The sequence below is a fragment of the Massilia sp. UMI-21 genome (assembly GCA_015277795.1).
Taxonomy (GTDB): Bacteria; Pseudomonadota; Gammaproteobacteria; order Burkholderiales; family Burkholderiaceae_D; genus Telluria.
In genome coordinates, this window is sequence record CP063848.1 from 2,499,289 (window position 1) to 2,517,682 (window position 18,394).

Here is an 18,394-nt window from a genome sequence, read left to right on the forward strand (position 1 = left end):
GTCGGGCCTCAGGCGTCGAAGCGCAGCACGTAGTGGCCGGCGACCAGGTGGTGGCCGGGCGGGACCAGGTAGGGCTGCTCCTCGGTGGCGCCGTCCACCTGCGCCACCAGCCGCAGGTCGGCGTCGAGGTGATACAGGGCCTGGGTCTCGGACAGGCGCACCACGCGCAGGCCGTCGCTGCCGGCTTCCCAGCCGAAAGCCTGGCGCGACAGACCGAGGCGGTCGGCGCTGGCCGCCGCGCTGCCGTCGGCATGGCGCAGGCAGGCCGGAACATCGAGCACCCGCAGCGCGGCCAGGGCCGGCATGCCGCGTCCGAACACGTGGCGGGTACCGGCGAGCGCCGGCTGCACCGGTCCTTGCGGCAGCGCCAGCAAGGCCGCGTAGCGGTCGGCCATCTGCAGCGGCACCGCGTGCAGCCCGATGCTGGCGTCGTCGAGCGGCGCAAAGCGCGCGGGGACGCTCACCCGCTGGCGGCCGGCCGCGGTGATCGCATGCACGTCGTCGGCATCGTCCACCAGGAAGCGGATCAGGCTGTCCTTTCCCGGCGCCATCGGCGCCAGGCCGGCGCCGAGGCCGATCTCGAGCGATTGGGCACCGGTGTCGCGGTAGCGGCTCAGGCGCGGCAGCGCCAGCGCGGCCAGGGTGATGCGGTGGCGCGCCACCGGCGCATAGGTGGCGTCGTTCTCGGTCTGCGCGTGGGCGGCGGCCGGCGCGGCGGCCAGCGGCATTGCCGTCATCTCGCCGTCGGCAGCAGCGCCGGCAGCAGCGCCGGCAGCAAAGTCGGCGGCAACGTCGGCGGTCGCTGCGCGCGGTTTCCAAACCGCGGGCGCGCGCGGCGCCGCGGAATCGGGTAGTGCGGCGGGCGCCGGCGCACCGGCGCGGCTGATCTTCAGCAGCAGGCGCTGGCCGCTGCCGTCGCCGGCCGTGGACTTGCCGCGGATGACGTAGTAGCCGCTGGCCGCGTCGAACGTGCAGTCGAGGGCGTCCTTCGGGCGCACCTGCACTTCGATCGGCGTGTCGGCGCCATCGTTGACCAGGAGGATGCCGGCGTCGGCGCCGAAGGGCCAGCCCGGCACCGCGAAGGTGGCGCCGGCCTCGTCCTGGCCGACCAGGGTCAGGCGCTGGTTCGGGTAGACCGCGCACACCGGCTGCCAGATGGCGCTGTCGCGCGAGGCCGTGACCGTGTACAGCAACTGCTCGCCCGGCGCCGGCAGGTAGACGGCGTGGCCGAACTTGACTTTCACTTCGCCCGGCGCCACCGCGTCCATGCCGACCACGTGGTAGCGCACCTCGTCGCCGCCCAGCAGGTCGCCGAAATCCTTCTGGTGCAGGGCGGCCAGCGACTGCGCCAGGTCGCGCACGCGCGCCCCGCGGGTCAGGTGGCGGTCGTCGTCGACCTCGTCCTGCGGCAGCATCAGGGTGACGTGCGAGAAACAACGGGTGGCGGCGCGCCCGCGCAGCTCGCGCGGCGCGCGCTCCAGCAGGTCGCGCAGCAGCGGGCGGCGCGCGAACAGCGCCAGGCCGGGCGCCTGCCATAGCGCCTCGGCATTGAACACGTCCTCTACCTTGGCCAGGACTTCGTGTTGGACATAGACCGGCATGATGACATCTCCTCGAAAGATTGAACGCTCGCCATGCCGAACGCTAGCAGGGGGCAGATGAAAAACAGCAGGTGCGAGCCGCCGGCCGACAGGAAGCTCATCGGCTGGCCCATGATCGGGAACAGCGCCAGGTTGGTGCCCCAGGACAGCAGGAAGTGCCCGCCCAGGAAGGCGGCCCCGCCGCTCAGCAGAAAACACTGGAAACGGCCCAGCCAGGCGCGCCGGAAATCGCCGGCGCCGCAGGCCGCCCGCCACGCGCTGGCGGCGGCATGCAGCAGCGCCGCCAGCAGGGCCGCCTGCAGCGCCCACAGCAGCAGGCCGCCGAGCAGGCCGTGGCGGTTGATCAGGAAGGACGGGGCGAAGTCGTCCTGCACCGCGGGGATGTGCAGCGCGTCGCCGGCGGGACCGCCCAGGGAAGCGGCGCCGAGCAGGCCGTCGGCGCCGAGCCAGCCGCCGGCGGCGACCGCGCGCGCGCCGAGCAGCATCTGCTGTCCGGTGTGCGGATGGGCGCCCGGGTCGGCCCAGACCTGGAAGCGTTCGGCGTAGAAGCCGCCATTCAAGGCGGCGCCGGTCGATTGCAGGGCGGCCGCTGCGCCGAGGAAGACGCAGCACAGGCCGGCCACGCAGGCGGCCTGGCGGCGGCGGCCGCTGGCCAGGCACCAGGCCAGCAGCGTGACCGCGGCCCAGACCAGCAGCAGGATCAGGGGCGAATAGTCGTCGACCTGCACCAGCGCCACTGCCAGCAGCAGGACGAACAGCAGGGCCGGCGCCAGCATGCGCAAGCCGTCGCGCCAGCCGCGGCGGGCGCGGATGGCGTCGGTGCCGGTCGCCAGCGCCAGGCAATGGGCGCTCAGGGCCGCCAGGGCGAGCTTGGCGAACTCCACCGGCTGGATATCGAACACGCCGGTTTCGTCGCCGAACATCACCTGCAGCAGCAGGCCGGCCAGCGCAACCAGCGCCAGCACGACCAGCAGCCACTCGGCGGCGGGGCGCGACAGGGCGCCGCGCGCCGCGCCGTCCAGCAGCAGCAGGCCGAGCGGAAGCCCGGCGGCCAGCAGGATGCCGCTGGTGTCGACGTGGCGCAGCCATGCGGTATCGTGCGCGCCCAGGCCCAGCTCGAGCTGGACCAGCAGGCCGGCGCCCAGCAGCAGCACCGCGACCACCCCGAGCCAGGACGGCCGCCGCGGCCACAGCAAGGCATGCCAGAGCGCGGCCCAGGCCAGCAGCAGGGTCCAGCCGGAGCCCGACAGGACGCCGCTGCGCTGCATCGGCAACAGCATCAGCGCCAGCGCCGGGATCAGGCACGAGGCCAGGAGCCTGGCCAGGCCGGCCGCGTCGCGCACCGCCCCGCCGATCCGCAGGCCCGCGGCGCCGGCCAGCAGGAACACCCCGAGCGCGGCGCAGCAGGCCGCCGCCGACGGGGCCGGGAGGCGCCACAGCGCGCGCTGCGCCCACTGCCACTGTACGCCCGCCGGCAGTTCCGCCTTGGGCTGCGCAAACAACGCGACCTGGCGGCTCGGCCGCAGCCGCAGCGAGTCGCCCTCGCTGGAGACGGCGAAGCGGGTACGCCCGACCGCGATCGCGCTCACGCCGGCGAGCGGATGCGCACGGCGCGCGGCATCGACCCAGCTGCCCTGGTCTTGCAGCAGCACCGGTTGCGCCCCGCGCACCTTCAGGGCCAGGGTGCCGGAGGCGCTGCGCGCCAGTATCAGCTTGCCGGTCTCGAGGCCGGCCACGGCGAGGCGGTTGCCGCAGTCGAGATGGCCGCCGAAGACGAGCGGACGCTGGAAGCGCAGGAAGCCGGGAGCGAAGCGGTTCCACCAGCCGCTCAGGCGCGCCGCCGTGCCCGCGTCGGGGCAGGCCGGCTGCGCGCGCCCGTCGCGCAGCAGCAAGGCGCCGTCGTATTCCCAGTCGTGGCGGCCGTCGCGCAGCCGGGTGCGGTCTTCGCCTGCGGCGAGCACGTCGAAGACCGTTGCGCCGGCCTGCAGGCGCTGGCCCGCGGCCAGCACCACACTGCCGCTGTGCAGGCGCTCGTCGGCGCGCACCAGCACGGCGTCCTGCGCGGGACTGGTGTTGCGCAGCCACCAGCGGCCCGCGGCATCGCGCCCGACCGTGAACTGCCGCGCCGCGGCGCGCGGCGCGGCCAGTTCGGCGCGGCCCAGGGACACCGACTCCCCCGGCGCGACGCGCAGCGTGAGCGCCGCCGGCAGGTAGCGTGGCGGCGCGCGCAGCGTGGCGAGCAGCTGCAGCGCGCACAGCAGCGCCAGCGCCAGCGCGGCGGCGCCCCGGCGCGGAATCACGCCGCCCTCCGCCACGCTGCGTGGCCGGCGCCGGCGCGCAGGGCGCACAGCATGCGGCTGATCGCCAGCGCATGCCCCGGCCGGCCCTCCGGCAGGGGGGCGAGCAGGGCGCGCAGCAGGGCGGCCGCCTGCGCACCGGCGGCGCCGAAGGCCTGCGCAAACCTGGCTCCCTCGTCCGGGTGCAGGGTGGCCGGAATGCCGCCGGATGAGCGCCGCAGGACGGCGGCGCCTTCGCGGCCATGGGCGGCGAAGGCCTGGCCACAGGCGGCGCCATAGCGCAGCTTGCGGCCGCACACCAGCCAGTAGAGCAGGGCGCCGAGGGCGAAATAGTCGCTGCGCGGGTCGGTCAGGTAGACGCCGCGCGGGTCCGCGAAGAACTGCTCGGGCGCCTGCCAGCCGGCAGTGCCGGCATAGGCGCGGTCGGGGGCCTCGGGGCGCGCGCGGCTGGTGCCGAAGTCGGCCAGCTTCAGGCCGCCCGTGCGGCGCTCGAGCAGCAGGTTGCCGGGCTTGAGGTCGAGGTAGCGAAAGCCCGCCGCATGCACCTTGGCCAGGGCCTGGTTGACCTGCGCGACCCAGTCGAGCGCCTGCATGGCGTCCGGGGCGCTCCCGGCGGCACGCTCGGCTTTCAGGTGGCCGGCGAGGTCGCCGTCGAGCAGTTCCAGCGCCATCGCCGGCAAGCCCTCGTGGCTGCCGCTGTCGAGCAGGCGCACGATGTGGCGGCCGTCCCAGGGCGCCAGCCGCGCCAGGAATGCCGCTTCGGCGCGGGCGGCGTCGATCCAGTGCTGCCGCAGTGCGCGTGGCGCGCGCGCCATCTGGATGGTGTTGACCAGCTTGAGCGCGACGCTGCCGCGCGGCGTGTCGGCGCGCCATACGAGGCCGTAGGCCGAACCGCCCAGTTGCTCACGCAGACGGTACTGGCCGCCCGCCAGGGAAACGATTGTGCCTTGCTGGACCATGCTTGCCTCTCACGAACGACGCGATGCGTCTTCGGAGAGGCCTAGCTGGGGGGAAGGGAAAGGACAGGAAAGCCGCGCAGGGCGCGGCGTGGAAGGATGTGCTCAGCGGCCGTGGCGGTCCCAGCGGTCATTACGGTCCCGGTCATGGCGGTCATGGCGGTCGCGTCGGTCGTCGCGATCCCAGTCGCGGCGATCATGGCGGTCCCAGTCGCGGCGCTCGACGTACACCGGGCGCGGCTGCACGTACACCGGACGCGGCTGCACGTACACAGGACGCGGCTGGACGTACACCGCGCGCGGCTGGACCTGGCCGTAGCCATGGCCGCGGCGGTCGTAGTAGCGGCTGTCGTAGTAGCGGTTGTCGGCGTAGCGGCGGTCGTCGCGGGACGATATCGAGTTGCCCACGGCCGCACCCAGCACACCGCCCACCAGGGCGCCGCCCGAGCCGCCGGCGCTGGCGCCGATCGCCGCGCCGAGGACGGCGCCGATGGCGGTATTCGTACCACGGTCGTCCGCCATTGCCGCCGGGGAGACGGCAACCGCGGCCAGGACCACCGCACCAACAATTTTAGATTTCAACATGGCTTTTCCTTTTGCCTGTGCGGAGATCAGGATGATCAGGTCGACGCCAGGCATGGAATGCACTATAGACCGCGGGAATCGCGCTGCCATCCGTTCATACAGATTATTACAAACGGACATGCACCGGTAACATCGCAAGCGGCCCTTGCAGAGGGGCGCGGCCGCCCCATCTAACAAATGTTACCGTTTCCGCTCCCGCCGCCTTCCGTGAACCGATCCTTCGCCACCATCCTGTTCCTGCTGATCCTGTTACAAATCTATATCGGCATGCGCCTGCTGCCGGACATGGCGATGGGCGTCCTGTTCAATGTGGCCGCCGTGCTGGTGCTGGTCGTGCTCACCGTGCTGGTGCCGGTCGGGCTGATGTCGGCCTCGCTGCGCCGGCGCCGCTGGTCCGAACTGGTCGGCTGGCTGGGGCTGCTCTCGATGGGCTTCTTCTCGTCGCTGCTGGTGAGCACGCTGGCGCGCGACCTGGTCTTGCTGGCGCTGCGCCTGGCGGGGCTGCCCGGTGCCGACGTGGTCCGCGCCAGCGCCGTGGCGGTGCCCGTGGTGGCACTGGCCGTCACCGCGCTCGGCTTCGTCAATGCGCGCCGCCTGGCCCGGGTGAAGCAGGTGGAGGTGCCGATCGCCGGGCTGCCCCCGAGCCTGCACGGCTACGCGATCGCCCAGGTCTCTGACATCCACGTCGGGCCGACCATCAAGCGGCCTTACCTGAACGCCATCGTCAACCGGGTCAACGAGCTCGGCGCGGACGCGATCGCCATTACCGGCGACCTGGTGGACGGCAGCGTGCACCGCCTGAGCCGGCATACCCAGCCCCTGGCCCGCCTGGCCGCGCCGGACGGCGTGTTCTTCGTGACCGGCAACCATGAATACTATTCCGGCGCCGAGGAGTGGATTGCCGAGGTGCGCCGCCTGGGCGTCATCGTCCTGCTGAACCAGCATGTCCTGCGGCGCCGCCACGACGCCACCGTGATGATCGCCGGCGTCGCCGATTACACCGCCCACCATTTCCACCCGGCGCACAAGAGCGACCCGCGCACAGCGGCCGGCGCGTCGCGCGACGCGGCCGACGTGCGCATCCTGCTGGCGCACCAGCCGCGCAGTGCGCCGGCGGCGGCGGAGGCGGGCTTCCACTTGCAACTGTCGGGCCATACCCATGGCGGCCAGTTCTTCCCCTGGAACCTGTTCGTGCCGCTGCAGCAGCCTTTTGTTTCCGGTCTTCACCGGGTGCGCGACATGTGGGTGTACATCAGCCGCGGCACGGGCTACTGGGGGCCGCCGAAGCGCTTTGGCGCCCCTTCCGAAATCACCTTGCTCCGTCTGGTCCCCGCCTGAGTCTGCTGCCCGACCGGGACAGGGGGGGGGAGGGGCAGGCCTGCGCGGCACGCGTACCAGCCAGGGGTGCAAGGCACGTGTAAAGACGTCAATATTTCACTGCAAAAACTTGCCGGATGCGCTATCGTTGACATCCCCGGAACTTACCAGGATTCGACGCATGAACCGCAGCCGCCGCAGCTTCCCTGTCCTCACCGTTCTTGCCGCTGGCCTTGCCACGTCGGTGCTCAGCAGCGCGGCGCTGGCCGCCAGTCCCGGCAACGACCCGGCGGCGCTCGCCAGGATCCGCGACACGGCGATGCAGAGCGATTACGCCTGGGAGCGCCTTGCGGACATGACCGACCTGATCGGCCCCCGCCTGTCCGGTTCGCCGGGTGCGGCGGCGGCGGTGACCCAGGTGGCCGAAGCGATGCGCAAGCTCGGTGCGAAAGTGACCCTCCAGCCGGTGAAAGTGCCGCACTGGGTACGCGGCGCCGAGACCGGCGAACTGGTCGACTATGCCGGCCGTCCGGACGGCATCACCCAGCGCGTGGTCCTGACCGCGCTCGGCGGTTCCGGCGCGACCCCGGCCGCCGGCCTGACCGCGCCGGTGCTGGTGGTAAACAGTTTCGATGCGCTGAAGGCGCGCGGGGCCGAAGTCAAGGGCAAGATCGTGCTGTTCGACGTGGCCTTCGACCAGCACATGGCCGAAGGCGGGCTGGCCGGCGCGGCCTATGGCCAGGGCTCGGCCTACCGCCGCGACGGCCCGCGCCTGGCGGCCGAACTGGGCGCAGCCGCGGTGCTGGTGCGCTCGGTGGGCGGCGCGGACTACCGTATCCCGCACACCGGCAACACCGGCTTGCTGGACACGGCACGCATTCCGGCCGCGGCCGTCACTGCGGAAGACGCGATGCTGATGAGCCGCCTGGCCAGGCGCGGCCCGCTCGGCATGAAGCTGGTGCTGACGCCGCAGAACCTGCCGGACGCCGACAGCTACAACGTGATCGCCGACCTGCCGGGCACCGACAAGGCGGACGAGATCGTGGTCGTGTCGGGGCACCTGGATTCGTGGGACCTGGCCACCGGCGCGCACGACGACGCCACCGGCGTCGCCAGTGCCATGGCCGTGCTCGCGACCCTCAAGAAGCTCGATTACCAACCGCGCCGCACCATCCGCATGATTGCCTGGATGAACGAAGAGAACGGCACCCGCGGGGCGCGCGGCTACCTGGCCGCCGAGCAGGCCAATGCCGAGAAGCACATCGGTGCGATCGAAAGCGACAATGGCGCCGGCCGGCCCTTCGGCCTGCGCGCCAGCGTGCCGGCGGCTTCGAGCAAGCTGTTCGCCCCCTTGCAGGCCGCGCTGCAGCCGATCGGGGCCGGCGTGTTCCGCCGCGAGGATGCGCTCTCGACCGGCGATCTGTCGGGCCTGGAACGTGCAGGCGTGCCGAGCTTCGCGCCGCTGATTGACACGTCCGCCTATTTCAATTACCACCACACCCCGGCCGATACGCTGGACAAGGTCGATCCCGACCACCTGCGCCGCCACGTGGCGCTGATGGCGGCGACCAGTTGGTTCCTGGCGAACATCGAGCAGCCGATCGGCCGCGCCAAGGTACCGGAGCGCTGATCGACACGGCAGGTCTGCCGGCGGACGCACTAGTATAGTAGCGCTTCTCCGCCGCTCATTTGCCGCTCATTTGCCGCTCAGCCGCCGCTCGGCCGCCCTTCATCCAAGCTCATCCCTTGAGCGTCCGCGGCCCCGGCAGCCAAACGGGGCCGCGTCGCATTTCAGGGTACGGGGATGCGTCGTATCGCCCGCGCATGGCCACGGTAGGGGCGGCCGTAGATGGTCTGGATGCCGCTGGCAAAGTTCTGCCCCCAGACCAACTGGGTGCGCGTCTCGTGCGGCTCGCTCGACCAGTACCAGTTGCGATCGAATACCTCGCGCTGGTTTGCGAACAGCAAGGCGAGCTCGCGCCGCGTCGGCAGCACGCCCCCGCATGAGACTGCCCATTCGACCGCCGTTGTCCAGCTGACGTCGACCGCCTCGCCCGGCAACAGCACCAGGTGGTAATCGGGATCTTCTTCCTTGCCCAGGATCAGTCCCGCGTAGGCCTCGCCTTCTTGCAGCATGGCCCGAACTTGCATGTACTCGCCCATTTAACACGTCCCTTCGGTTGGTAGCCAGTTGGTAAGACCGTTCACACCGGGCTTTGGTTGCGTGCGCATGTTCGATCTAGCTCATGCAAGTGTTTGATTTCCCAAGGGAAATTGATCTTGAATGATTGTTACTCCCAGAAAATTTTTTTTCAAAAAAGTTGAACTTAGGCAGTTTCCTTAGCTCAAAGGGTTACATTCACTTGATGAGGCTTGTAACCTTCATGAAACAATTCAAGGCTTTTGCATCGACATTCCGCATCCCGTCCCTGCTGTGCTGCGGCGCCGCCGTCCTGCTGACCGCTTGCGGCGGCAACATCGACGGGGGCGGTGATCAGCTGTCGGCGACCGCCGCCGGCGTGAGCACCGATGCCGGCGCCGTAGCCGCTGCGCGTCCCGTCGCAGCCGCCGCTGCAGTCGAAGCAATCGCCGAGACGGCGCCTGTGGCAAGCATCGACGCAGGGGCCGCGGCAGGCACTGAACCGGCACCCGCCATCAACGCCGCCGGCGCCCCTGGGCAGGCGACAGACTCGACGACGACAGCGGAGTTCGAACTGAGCGGCTACGGCAGCGAGCAGCAGCCGGCGCAGACCGGACAACAGGGCGGCCCCATCACGCAGTAACAAGTAGTTCCATCCCGCACCGGCGCCTGCCAGCGCCCGTGCTCCCATAGGCTCACAAGCGTGTGTGCCTGATTCAGCAACCAGGACGATGCCACCGCTCTTTCATAGGTAGCCGGCGCTACCGGATTTCCGGTGCACCGCGGCTTTCTTTGCCGCCGTTCTTCGCCCACCCAGCCGGGCACACAGGAAAACCATCAATGACCACGACTTTCGCTTCGAACTTCCGCCTTAACGCCGCCCTCTGCGCCACTGCCGCCGCCCTGCTGGGCGCCTTCGGCAGCGCCGCCGCCGCAACGCCTGCCACCACCTATAACTACTACGTGTCGCCCGCCGGCTCGGACACCGCGGCCGGTACCAAGGCTGCACCGTTCAAGACCCTGGCGCGTGCCGCCAAGGCAGCCACCCGCGCCAGCACCACCGTGTGGGTGGCCCCGGGCACCTACGCCGGCGGTTTCAAGACCACCGGCAACGGCACCGCGACCGGCCGCATCTACTGGGTCTCGACCACCAAGTGGGGCGCCAAGATCGTCCCGCCTAGCAATTCGACCAACAAGACCGCCTGGGACAATCGCGGCAACTACGTGAGCATCATCGGTTTCGAGGTCGACGGCAGCAAGATCGGCGCGGGCACCAAGTGGACCCTCGGCATCTATACCGGCGGTTCCTACAACGTCATCGAAGGCAACCACGTCCACCACACCGCCACCACCATCCCGTGCAGCAGCGCGGGCGGTTCGGCGATCGGCGTGGACAGCTACTTCAAGGGCGTCAAGGGCGACGTGATCGGCAACGTCGTGCACGACATCGGCCCGGCCGGCTGCAGCTATGTCCAGGGCATCTACCACTCGACCTCGGGCACCATCAAGAACAACGTGGTGTACCGCGTCGGTTCGGCGGCGATCCACCTGTGGCACGACGCGAACGACCTCAAGATCGTCAACAACACGGTGAGCTCCTCGGTGTTCGGCATCATCGTCGGCGGCGGCGACTACTACTTCACCTCGGCCGGCGCCAACAACGTCCATGTGCACAACAACATCGTGTTCGACAACAAGTACGGCATCTCGGAGCAGGGCAAGACCGGCACCTCGAATACCTACAAGAACAACCTGGTGTTCCAGAACCCGACCTACAACATCTCGCTCCGTAACGGCCTGAAAGCGACCAACACCATCAGCTCGAACCCGCTGTTCGTCGGCTACTCGCGCACCGCCGCGACGCCGAACTTCAAGCTGAGCACCAGCTCGCCGGCCATCGGCCGCGGCATCGCGACCTATGCACCGACGACCGACATCGACGGCCGTGTGCGGAATGCAGCCACCGGCTACGACCTGGGCGCGTACCAGCACTGATCCAGCAGCAACCAGGAATAACCAGCAGCACCCAGCAGCACCCAGCAGTAACCAGCAGTTCCATCCCGTGCAGGCGGCCTCCGCCTGTGCACCCCGAGGGCGCACGGTCACGTGCGCCTGAACAAGCAACCAGGAAGACGCCACCGCCCTTTTGCAGGTGGCCGCCTGCACCGGACTTTCCGGCGCATGGGGCACTTTTTGCCCGTCATTCCACGCCCACTCACTTCGGGCACACAGGAAAAACACAGATGAACAAGACTTTCGCTTTCGCTTCGCACATCCGTCACCACGCTGTCCTCTGCGGTACCGCCGCCGCCCTGCTGGGCGCCTTCGGCACGGCCAACGCCGTCGCCGCCACCTCGGCCGCTCCCGTGGCCCTGGAAAGCGCGACCACCGCACAGAAGGAACAGATCCGCCAGCTGTACCTGCAGCTGCTGGGCCGTGAGCCGGATGCTGCCGGCCTGGAATGGTGGGCAAGCCTGCTGGACCGCGGTATCAGCATGGACTACATCGCCGGCCAGCTCAAGGCAAGCGACGAATACATCAAGCGCAACACCAATACGGGTCCGGCCGGCACCGGCGGCCTGCCGACCATCCCGACCACGACCTATAACTACTATGTGTCGCCGACCGGTTCGGATTCGGCCAACGGCAGCAAGGCCAGCCCGTTCAAGACCCTGGCGCGCGCCGCCCAGGTCGCCACCAAGCCGAGCACCACCGTGTGGGTCGCCCCGGGCACCTACGCCGGCGGTTTCAAGACCACCGGCAGCGGCACCGCGACCGGCCGCATCTACTGGGTCTCGACCACCAAGTGGGGCGCCAAGATCGTCCCCCCAAGCAATTCGACCAACAAGACCGCCTGGGACAACCGCGGCAACTACGTCAGCATCATCGGCTTCGAAGTCGACGGCAGCAAGATCGGCTCGGGCACCAAGTGGACCCTCGGCATCTACACCGGCGGTTCCTACAACGTGATCCAGGCTAACCACGTGCACCACACCGCCACCACCATCCCGTGCAGCAGCGCGGGCGGTTCGGCGATCGGCGTGGACAGCTACTACAAGGGTGTGATGGGCGACGTGATCGGCAACGTCGTGCACGACATCGGCCCGGCCGGCTGCACCTATGTCCAGGGCATCTATCACTCGACTTCGGGCACCATCAAGAACAACGTGGTGTACCGCGTCGGTTCGGCGGCGATCCACCTGTGGCATGATGCAAACAACCTCAAGATCATCAACAACACGGTGAGCTCGTCGGTGTTCGGCATCATCGTCGGCGGCGGCGATTACTACTTCACCTCGGCCGGTGCCAACAACGTCCACGTGCACAACAACATCGTGTACGACAACCAGTACGGCATCTCGGAGCAGGGCAAGACCGGCACCGCGAACACCTACAAGAACAACCTGGTGTTCCAGAACCCGAAATACAACTACCGCCTGCTGAACGGCAACACCTACACCAACACCATCAGCTCGAACCCGCTGTTCGTCGGCTACTCGCGCACCGCCGCGACGCCGAACTTCAAGCTGAGCACCAGCTCGCCGGCCATCGGCCGCGGCATCGCGACCTATGCACCGACGACCGACATCGACGGCCGCGTGCGGAATGCGAGCACCGGTTTCGACCTGGGCGCTTACCAGCACTAAGACGTTCCGGCCGGGACAGGCAAAACCCGCAGGTGCAAGCCTGCGGGTTTTTTTACGCCTGCCGGAAAATCGGTGGAAACTCAGTCGGCCAGGGGCAGGGCCATTTGCGGATCTTGCGCGCCCGGGCGGTTGACCGCGTTGGTGACCTTGTACCAGTCGAAGGCGTCGGAGGGCAGGGCGGCGCGCCGCGCCAGGTCGAGCGCTTCCTCGGGCGAGAGCGCGGGGTCGAGCCATAGTTCGGCATCGGCCGCCTCGAGCACCACCGGGCGACGGTCGTGGATATCGAGCATGCCGTTGTCGGCGGCGTCGGTGACCAGCACGAAGCCGGCTTCGGCCCGGTTATCGGCGTCGTGCCCGGTCAAGCTGCCGAAATTCGCCAGCGCCAGGAAGAACAGCGGCGCGCCGTCCTTGCGATGGATGTGCCAGGGCTGCTTCTTGCCCTTTTCGCCGGTCCACTCGTACCAGCCCTGGGCCGGGACGATGGCGCGACCGTTCTTGAGCAGCGGCTTCCAGTAGCGGTTGGTGAGCTTGTCCATGCGCGCGTTGACCATGACCGGCAGCTTGCCCTCGGCCCAGCGCGCGCGGTAACTCCAGAACACGTCGTCGATGCGCCGTTCGCCGTCCTGCAGGTGCATCACCGGACGGTAGCTGCCGGGCGAGACGTTCCAGGCAGGCGTGGACTCGCTGTCGTAGACCGCGTCGGTCCAGCCGATCACCTGGGCGTAGTAGCGAGCCGTCTGGCTCTGGTCGAATCGTCCGCACATGACGTGATGTTAGCGCAGCGCGGCAGGACATGCGGCACGCTAGCGTTCCCGATGAGTTCGCGTACCCCGGTCGCGCAGTGGTATGCTCGCGGATGAATCGAACCGATAGGAGAACTGGTATGGCATCTGGCTGGTGGAGCGTCCTGAAAACCGTGCCGTGGAGCGAGGTGATCAATGCGGCGCCGCAGGTGGCGAGCGGGGCGCGCCGGCTGTGGGACACGGTGGCGCGCCGGTCCGGCGCCGCGCCTGGGATGGCGCCCGGGCCGCTCGCCGAGGACGCGCCGCAGGAAGACCTGTTCGGCAACCTGATCCTGCGCGTCGACAAGAACGAAGCGACCCTGTATGAACTGCGCACCCAGATGCTGCAGGCTTCCGAGATCATCGCCAACCTGGCCGAACAGAACGCCCAGCTGATCGCCAAGATGGAACTGGCGCGCACCCGCATGCTGTGGCTGGGCATGGCGACCGGGGTGTCGTCGATCATGGCGCTGGTGGCGCTGGCCCTGGTGACTGCGCGTACCTGATCCGGAACCTCTCCGCATGAAGATCCTCCTGATCCTGGCGACCCTGTTCGTTTTCGTGTCGATGCTGCTGAACGCGGCGCGCCGCAAAGGCAAGCTGGACAGCAAAGCCAACCGCGCGGTGGCCGAGCTGGCGACCTCGATGCGCATTGTCGTCTACGGCGTGCTGGTGCTGGTTGCGCTGGTGTGCCTGGCCGTGGCCTACGAATCGCTGCGCTGAGCGGCCATCCCTGCATCTTTCCGCACGTTTGTGCGATCACACTGACAAACTCGCGAGACAAATCGGCGCTTGTAGCTTCGCCCGGCGGACCTATCTTGTTTATGTCTCTGGTGGATAGTTCCACCTCTCTCCGCGTGTCTCCAGCTCAGTCTTCACTGAGTTCTTGGCCGCTGCCTCGATGGGGCAGCGGCATTTTTTTGGCTCTGTCAGCGTTAACTATGGATGAGGCGTGAACTGCTGAGCATCTTCCTGGTCGAACACCTGTCTCCATCGACAGGAAGCGGCCGTGAAAACACCCAGCTTCAAGAAATGGTTCGCGCGGCTGCCCGCGCTGAACGGGGCGCAGCGCCAACAAACACTGGCGGCATTGCATCCGGCTGCGGGGCTGGACCGGATCGTCGCCCTCATCGAGCAGATCCGCGCACCCCAACGCGCATGTCCGCGCTGCGCCTGCACGCGCTGCTACCGGCACGGCCATGCCAATGGCCTGCAGCGCTACCGCTGCCGGGAATGCGGCCGCAGCTTCAACGACCTGAGCGGCACGCCTTTTGCGCGGCTGCGGCTGCGCGAAAAATGGCTCGACTACCTGGACGCATTGATCGGGGCCACATCGGTGCGCCGCGCCGCCCTCGACGTCGGCGTGCACCGCAACACCGCGTTTCGCTGGCGCCACCGCTTCGTCGACCGGGTCAAGCACGACCAACCAGAGCAACTGAGCGGCATCGTCGAGGCCGATGAAATGTTCATCCTGGAATCGCAAAAGGGCGCGCGCAAGCTGGACCGGGCGCCGAGAAAGCGTGGCGGCGCGGCACGCAAACGCGGCGTCTCGAACGAGCTCGACTGCATCCTGGTGGCACGCGACCGCGCCAGGCAGACCATCGGCGCATTGGTCGGGCGCGGGGCCTTGAAGACGGCGCACCTGGAACGCCACCTGCTGCCCAGGCTCGACCGGCAAGCACTCCTGGTCAGCGACGCCAATGCCGCCTACCGGGCGTTCTCACGCAAAAATGGGATCGCCCACCAGGCGGTCAACCTGCGCGCCGGCGTGCGGGTGCGCCGCCACGCCGCCATCGCCATCCACGTCCAGAACGTCAACGCTTTCCATCAGCGTCTGCGCGACTGGCTGGCCCGCTTTCGCGGCGTGGCATCGCGCTATCTGCCGAATTACCTGGGCTGGCACCGGGCGCTCGACGGAACACAGTTAATTACTGCGGAACAGTTCTTACGCATCGCAATCGGGGTCATCAATAGATAAAGGTAACAGCGCCTTTTTTGCTACCGGTTCATTGCTGAGATTGCAAAGTTGCCGTTCCAATCCAACAAGGCCGACGGTATGCTAGAATCTCGCCCGCTGCCCGGATGGTGAAACTGGTAGACACCCGGGACTTAAAATCCCGTGCTCGAAAGGGCGTGCCGGTTCGATCCCGGCTCCGGGCACCACTGTCAAGTGTTGCTTTCTTGTTTTTCTCGCTTAGTCTTTGATTTGCAAGGCATCCCGCCAACAACGCGGCGATGCCTTTTTGTTTTTCGCGCTTCCTTTCTGATACCATTTGCCAAAAATTACCAAAGGGATTGGCAAAAATGGCAGCGCCGAAGAAGGAAGGCAGCGTCTGGCGGCACCGAATCATGGTGCGCGGACAGCGAGTCTCGGGGACATTCAACACCAAGGCTGCCGCGCTGGCCTGGGAGGCAGAGCAGCGTATCCAGATCAAAGAAGGGAAGTTGGCGCCGACTAGCAAGACCTTGCGCGATGCCTTTGAGCGCTACGAGCTTGAGGTGTCGAAGAAGAAGCGCAGCTATGCGAACGAGTCGAAGCGCCTGGCCTGGTTCAGCACCACGGCGCTGGCCGACAAGAAGATTGCCGAGGTCAAGCCGGCGGACATTGCGGCGTGGCGCGACGGGCGCCTGCAGGAGGTGAAGGGCTCGACCGTCAACCGCGACATGAACCTGCTGTCGCATGTCTTTACGGTTGCCCGGCGGGAATGGGGATGGTTGAAGGAGAGCCCGACCAAAGACGTCGAGCGGCCGAAGGATCCGCCGCACCGCGACAGGCGGATCAGCGACACCGAGATCGACGCGCTGTGCCTGCAGCTCGGCTGGGACCGACAGAAGCCGACCGCGCCGGCCACCAAGCAGCAGCGGATCGCGGTCGCCTTCCTGTTTGCGATTGAGACCGCCATGCGGGCTGGCGAAATCTGCGCGCTCAGCAAGGGTGATGTGCACGGCAGGGTGGCGCGTCTGCACATGACGAAGAACGGGCGCCCGCGGGATGTGCCGCTGTCGGCATACGCGCTCGAGCTCTGGAAGCTGGTGCCGGGCGGCTTCGATCTCACGCCGGCGATCCTTGATGCACTGTTTCGCAAAGCCAAGAAGAACGCCGGCATTGAAGGGCTGACGTTCCACGACACCCGGCACGAGGCAATCACTCGCCTCGCCCAGAAGCTCGACGTCTTGGACCTTGCCAGGATGGTCGGCCACACAAACATCAACCAGCTGCGCACCTACTACAATGCGACGGCTGAGGACATCGCATCGCGGCTTGACTGATCCCGCTCATCCGGCCCGGCGCCGGCCCTGTTACCATCGCCCGATGCATACCCGAACTGACCGCCTGACAGCCGCGCGCGTTGACGCGGCCCTGAACATCGCCGCATCGCACGGCGTCTTCGCCGGCGCCCGCGCGCTCTTCCAACTCGGGCTGCCGCTCGACTTTGCCCGCCGGGTGCTGCTGCATCCTAGCCGCCGGCGCGCGTAGCCCTGATCCTGCGCCGCCCTGGCCCGCGCCGCTACTTTGCGCTCACCGCCTGACAGGCTTCGAAGCGTTCGACGACGCGCTCGTATCGCCGCACGAGTCCGCCAACGTCTGCGGCGATGCCGAGAAGATCAGCAGCAGTCTCGGGCACAATGCTCGGTCCTTCGCTGTCAGCCTGAGGTCCGCCGGCAGCGGGTCGATCACCGGCCGGGGCGGCGCCTGGTACTGCCCCTGTTGGGCAGCGCAGCCGGTCAACGCCAGCGCGCACGCGACGCTGAGCAGCTTCGAGATTCGTTGCATATTCCTTCTCCTTGGTAAATGCCACGGCGTCCTTGTCGCGCAGCTGGGCGCGCAGGTCGGCTTCGGTTTTGCGGTAAGCCGCGGTCTGGCGGTCGAGCTCAGCCCGGCCAGCGGCGACAGCGGCGTCGTGGCCGGCCTGGTAGCGCTCGGCGCCGTAGTGGCGCAAGCCGAACCACGCGCCCAGCAGGGTGATCACGAGCAGCATCGTTGCGCCGGCCAGTCGTTCCAGGGCAGTCATGGCAGACCCCGCCGGCACAGTTCGCGCTCTGCCTGGCGCCGGCGGGTCAGGCCGCGCACCTCCTTGCCGCCGACCTTGTTCCACATGAGCAGCGCATCGCAGGCGCCGGCCATGTTGCCGGCGGCGGCCCGGCGCGCCATGCTCGAGCGGCAGAACGCGGCGACGCCGATGTTGTACGCCGCATCCACGAAGGCCACCTTCTGGCCGTCCGTCAGTCGGTCCATGGGGATGCAGCGCGCGATGCCGGCGGCGTGCCACTCCAGGTCCCGGTCGAGCTGCGCGCGGCACTGCGCCGGCGTGTAGGCCTTGCCAAACTGCGCATCCTCCGTCGCCCCGGTGCAGTAGGTCAGCGTCCCGCCCAGGTCCCGGTAAGTGGTCAGCTCGGTTCCCTCCCATGCCGGCGTAAATGCCAGCAGGGCGGCTGCGGCGACGGCGCCGACCAGGGCGCCGAGCCCTTTACGCTGGGTCGGGTTCACTTGGCGCCCTCCAGCTGCGCCAGGCGCACTTCGCGTTCGCGCTGATCCAGATCGGCCAGCTTCTGCTCGCGGGCGTTCTTCTTGGACGTGTACCAGGCGTTCAGCCCGAACGTCAGCAGCGCGGTCACGATACCGACGATGATGCCGACTTCGGTGAGGGTAAGGGACGCGCCGACCGACACGACGCCGCCGGCGTAGCTGCCCACTTCGGGCGCAGAGATTTTGCTCATGGGTGCCTTTCGATAGGCGTTAAAAAACCCGCTCGGGGCGGGCTTCGGTGGTGGCTGCGTCGTTTCTCATCGACGGCGGAAAGTGGTATCGCGTCAGCTCCTTCTTGTGAGCGTTGACGCAATGACCGGGGCCCTGCCAGTAGAACAGCGCATCGATGACGACGCGCCAGAACTTGTAGGGGTAGCGGTGGCCGAGCCGACCGCAGCGCGCCGAGAGCGTTTCGTCTGGCCACAGTTCGGCGCTGGCCGGATGCATGATGAAGCCGAGCACCATGCCCAGCGTCTGATCGATCGAGATCAGGATGAAGATGAAGTTCTGCCAGATCCTGCCGAGTTTGCCCATACCGCCT

20 protein-coding genes and 1 tRNA gene are annotated in these 18,394 nt (G+C 68.1%); 11 read left to right on the forward strand and 10 right to left on the reverse strand.

What is annotated here, in order from left to right:
* Positions 1-8: 8 nt before the first annotated feature.
* The 4 genes from IM543_11075 to IM543_11090 all read right to left on the reverse strand — a co-directional run bounded on the left by IM543_11075 (position 9) and on the right by IM543_11090 (position 5,439).
* Entirely contained in the window at positions 9-1,601 is a 1,593-nt protein-coding gene (locus tag IM543_11075; protein ID QOY96307.1) for a hypothetical protein, read from the reverse strand.
* Positions 1,562-3,901, reverse strand: coding sequence for an FtsW/RodA/SpoVE family cell cycle protein (locus IM543_11080; GenBank protein QOY96308.1), 2,340 nt, complete (start codon positions 3,899-3,901; stop codon positions 1,562-1,564). Before IM543_11080 ends, IM543_11075 begins: the two co-directional genes overlap by 40 nt.
* Complete coding sequence (locus IM543_11085) at positions 3,898-4,857, reverse strand: serine/threonine protein kinase (protein QOY96309.1); 960 nt, start codon at positions 4,855-4,857, stop codon at positions 3,898-3,900. Before IM543_11085 ends, IM543_11080 begins: the two co-directional genes overlap by 4 nt.
* A 102-nt stretch (positions 4,858-4,959) precedes the next feature.
* The gene (locus IM543_11090; GenBank protein ID QOY96310.1) at positions 4,960-5,439 is read right to left on the reverse strand and encodes a PXPV repeat protein; all 480 of its coding nucleotides are present in this window, start codon (positions 5,437-5,439) and stop codon (positions 4,960-4,962) included.
* A gap of 267 nt (positions 5,440-5,706) precedes the next feature.
* Between IM543_11090 and IM543_11095 the strand changes: the two genes are divergently transcribed.
* A complete protein-coding gene (locus IM543_11095; GenBank protein QOY96630.1) occupies positions 5,707-6,777 on the forward strand; it encodes a metallophosphoesterase in 1,071 nt (356 codons plus the stop codon).
* A 160-nt stretch (positions 6,778-6,937) separates the two neighbouring features.
* The gene (locus tag IM543_11100) at positions 6,938-8,386 is read left to right on the forward strand and encodes a M20/M25/M40 family metallo-hydrolase (GenBank protein QOY96311.1); all 1,449 of its coding nucleotides are present in this window, start codon (positions 6,938-6,940) and stop codon (positions 8,384-8,386) included.
* Between the two features lie 161 nt (positions 8,387-8,547).
* Here the strand turns inward: IM543_11100 and IM543_11105 are convergent, their stop codons facing one another.
* On the reverse strand, positions 8,548-8,919 hold the full coding sequence (locus IM543_11105; GenBank protein ID QOY96312.1) for a DUF1566 domain-containing protein: 372 nt from the start codon (positions 8,917-8,919) through the stop codon (positions 8,548-8,550).
* Positions 8,920-9,140: 221 nt separating this feature from the next.
* Between IM543_11105 and IM543_11110 the strand changes: the two genes are divergently transcribed.
* From IM543_11110 to IM543_11120, 3 genes are all read left to right on the forward strand, one after another.
* On the forward strand, positions 9,141-9,539 hold the full coding sequence (locus IM543_11110) for a hypothetical protein (protein ID QOY96313.1): 399 nt from the start codon (positions 9,141-9,143) through the stop codon (positions 9,537-9,539).
* A gap of 197 nt (positions 9,540-9,736) precedes the next feature.
* Positions 9,737-10,891: a right-handed parallel beta-helix repeat-containing protein gene (locus IM543_11115; protein ID QOY96314.1), complete on the forward strand. Its 1,155-nt coding sequence runs from the start codon at positions 9,737-9,739 to the stop codon at positions 10,889-10,891.
* A gap of 500 nt (positions 10,892-11,391) precedes the next feature.
* The gene (locus tag IM543_11120; protein QOY96631.1) at positions 11,392-12,543 is read left to right on the forward strand and encodes a DUF1565 domain-containing protein; all 1,152 of its coding nucleotides are present in this window, start codon (positions 11,392-11,394) and stop codon (positions 12,541-12,543) included.
* Positions 12,544-12,623: 80 nt separating this feature from the next.
* Here the strand turns inward: IM543_11120 and IM543_11125 are convergent, their stop codons facing one another.
* On the reverse strand, positions 12,624-13,307 hold the full coding sequence (locus IM543_11125; protein QOY96315.1) for an SOS response-associated peptidase family protein: 684 nt from the start codon (positions 13,305-13,307) through the stop codon (positions 12,624-12,626).
* A gap of 143 nt (positions 13,308-13,450) precedes the next feature.
* Between IM543_11125 and IM543_11130 the strand changes: the two genes are divergently transcribed.
* From IM543_11130 to IM543_11155, 6 genes are all read left to right on the forward strand, one after another.
* Entirely contained in the window at positions 13,451-13,831 is a 381-nt protein-coding gene (locus tag IM543_11130) for a hypothetical protein (GenBank protein QOY96632.1), read from the forward strand.
* 16 nt (positions 13,832-13,847) lie between these two features.
* Positions 13,848-14,048, forward strand: a complete 201-nt coding sequence (locus IM543_11135) for a hypothetical protein (GenBank protein QOY96316.1) — start codon at positions 13,848-13,850, stop codon at positions 14,046-14,048.
* Between the two features lie 286 nt (positions 14,049-14,334).
* Positions 14,335-15,303 (forward strand): IS1595 family transposase, encoded by a 969-nt coding sequence (locus IM543_11140; GenBank protein ID QOY96317.1) that lies wholly within the window; start codon positions 14,335-14,337, stop codon positions 15,301-15,303.
* A 98-nt stretch (positions 15,304-15,401) separates the two neighbouring features.
* A tRNA-Leu gene (locus IM543_11145) sits at positions 15,402-15,488 on the forward strand.
* Positions 15,489-15,629: 141 nt separating this feature from the next.
* Positions 15,630-16,595 (forward strand): site-specific integrase, encoded by a 966-nt coding sequence (locus tag IM543_11150; GenBank protein QOY96318.1) that lies wholly within the window; start codon positions 15,630-15,632, stop codon positions 16,593-16,595.
* A gap of 43 nt (positions 16,596-16,638) precedes the next feature.
* The gene (locus IM543_11155; protein ID QOY96319.1) at positions 16,639-16,803 is read left to right on the forward strand and encodes a hypothetical protein; all 165 of its coding nucleotides are present in this window, start codon (positions 16,639-16,641) and stop codon (positions 16,801-16,803) included.
* Positions 16,804-16,834: 31 nt separating this feature from the next.
* On the opposite strand, the gene IM543_11160 is transcribed toward IM543_11155, so the two are convergent.
* The 4 genes from IM543_11160 to IM543_11175 are packed head-to-tail and all read right to left on the reverse strand — an operon-like array spanning position 16,835 to position 18,387.
* Positions 16,835-17,338 carry a hypothetical protein gene (locus IM543_11160; protein ID QOY96320.1) on the reverse strand — a complete coding sequence of 168 codons (504 nt, stop codon included), beginning with the start codon at positions 17,336-17,338 and terminating at the stop codon, positions 16,835-16,837.
* Positions 17,335-17,814, reverse strand: a complete 480-nt coding sequence (locus tag IM543_11165; protein ID QOY96321.1) for a lysozyme — start codon at positions 17,812-17,814, stop codon at positions 17,335-17,337. The genes IM543_11160 and IM543_11165 overlap by 4 nt, the downstream gene beginning before the upstream one ends.
* A complete protein-coding gene (locus tag IM543_11170; GenBank protein QOY96322.1) occupies positions 17,811-18,044 on the reverse strand; it encodes a holin in 234 nt (77 codons plus the stop codon). Before IM543_11170 ends, IM543_11165 begins: the two co-directional genes overlap by 4 nt.
* Before the next feature lie 19 nt (positions 18,045-18,063).
* Positions 18,064-18,387 (reverse strand): hypothetical protein, encoded by a 324-nt coding sequence (locus tag IM543_11175; GenBank protein QOY96323.1) that lies wholly within the window; start codon positions 18,385-18,387, stop codon positions 18,064-18,066.
* Between the last annotated feature and the right edge of the window lie 7 nt (positions 18,388-18,394).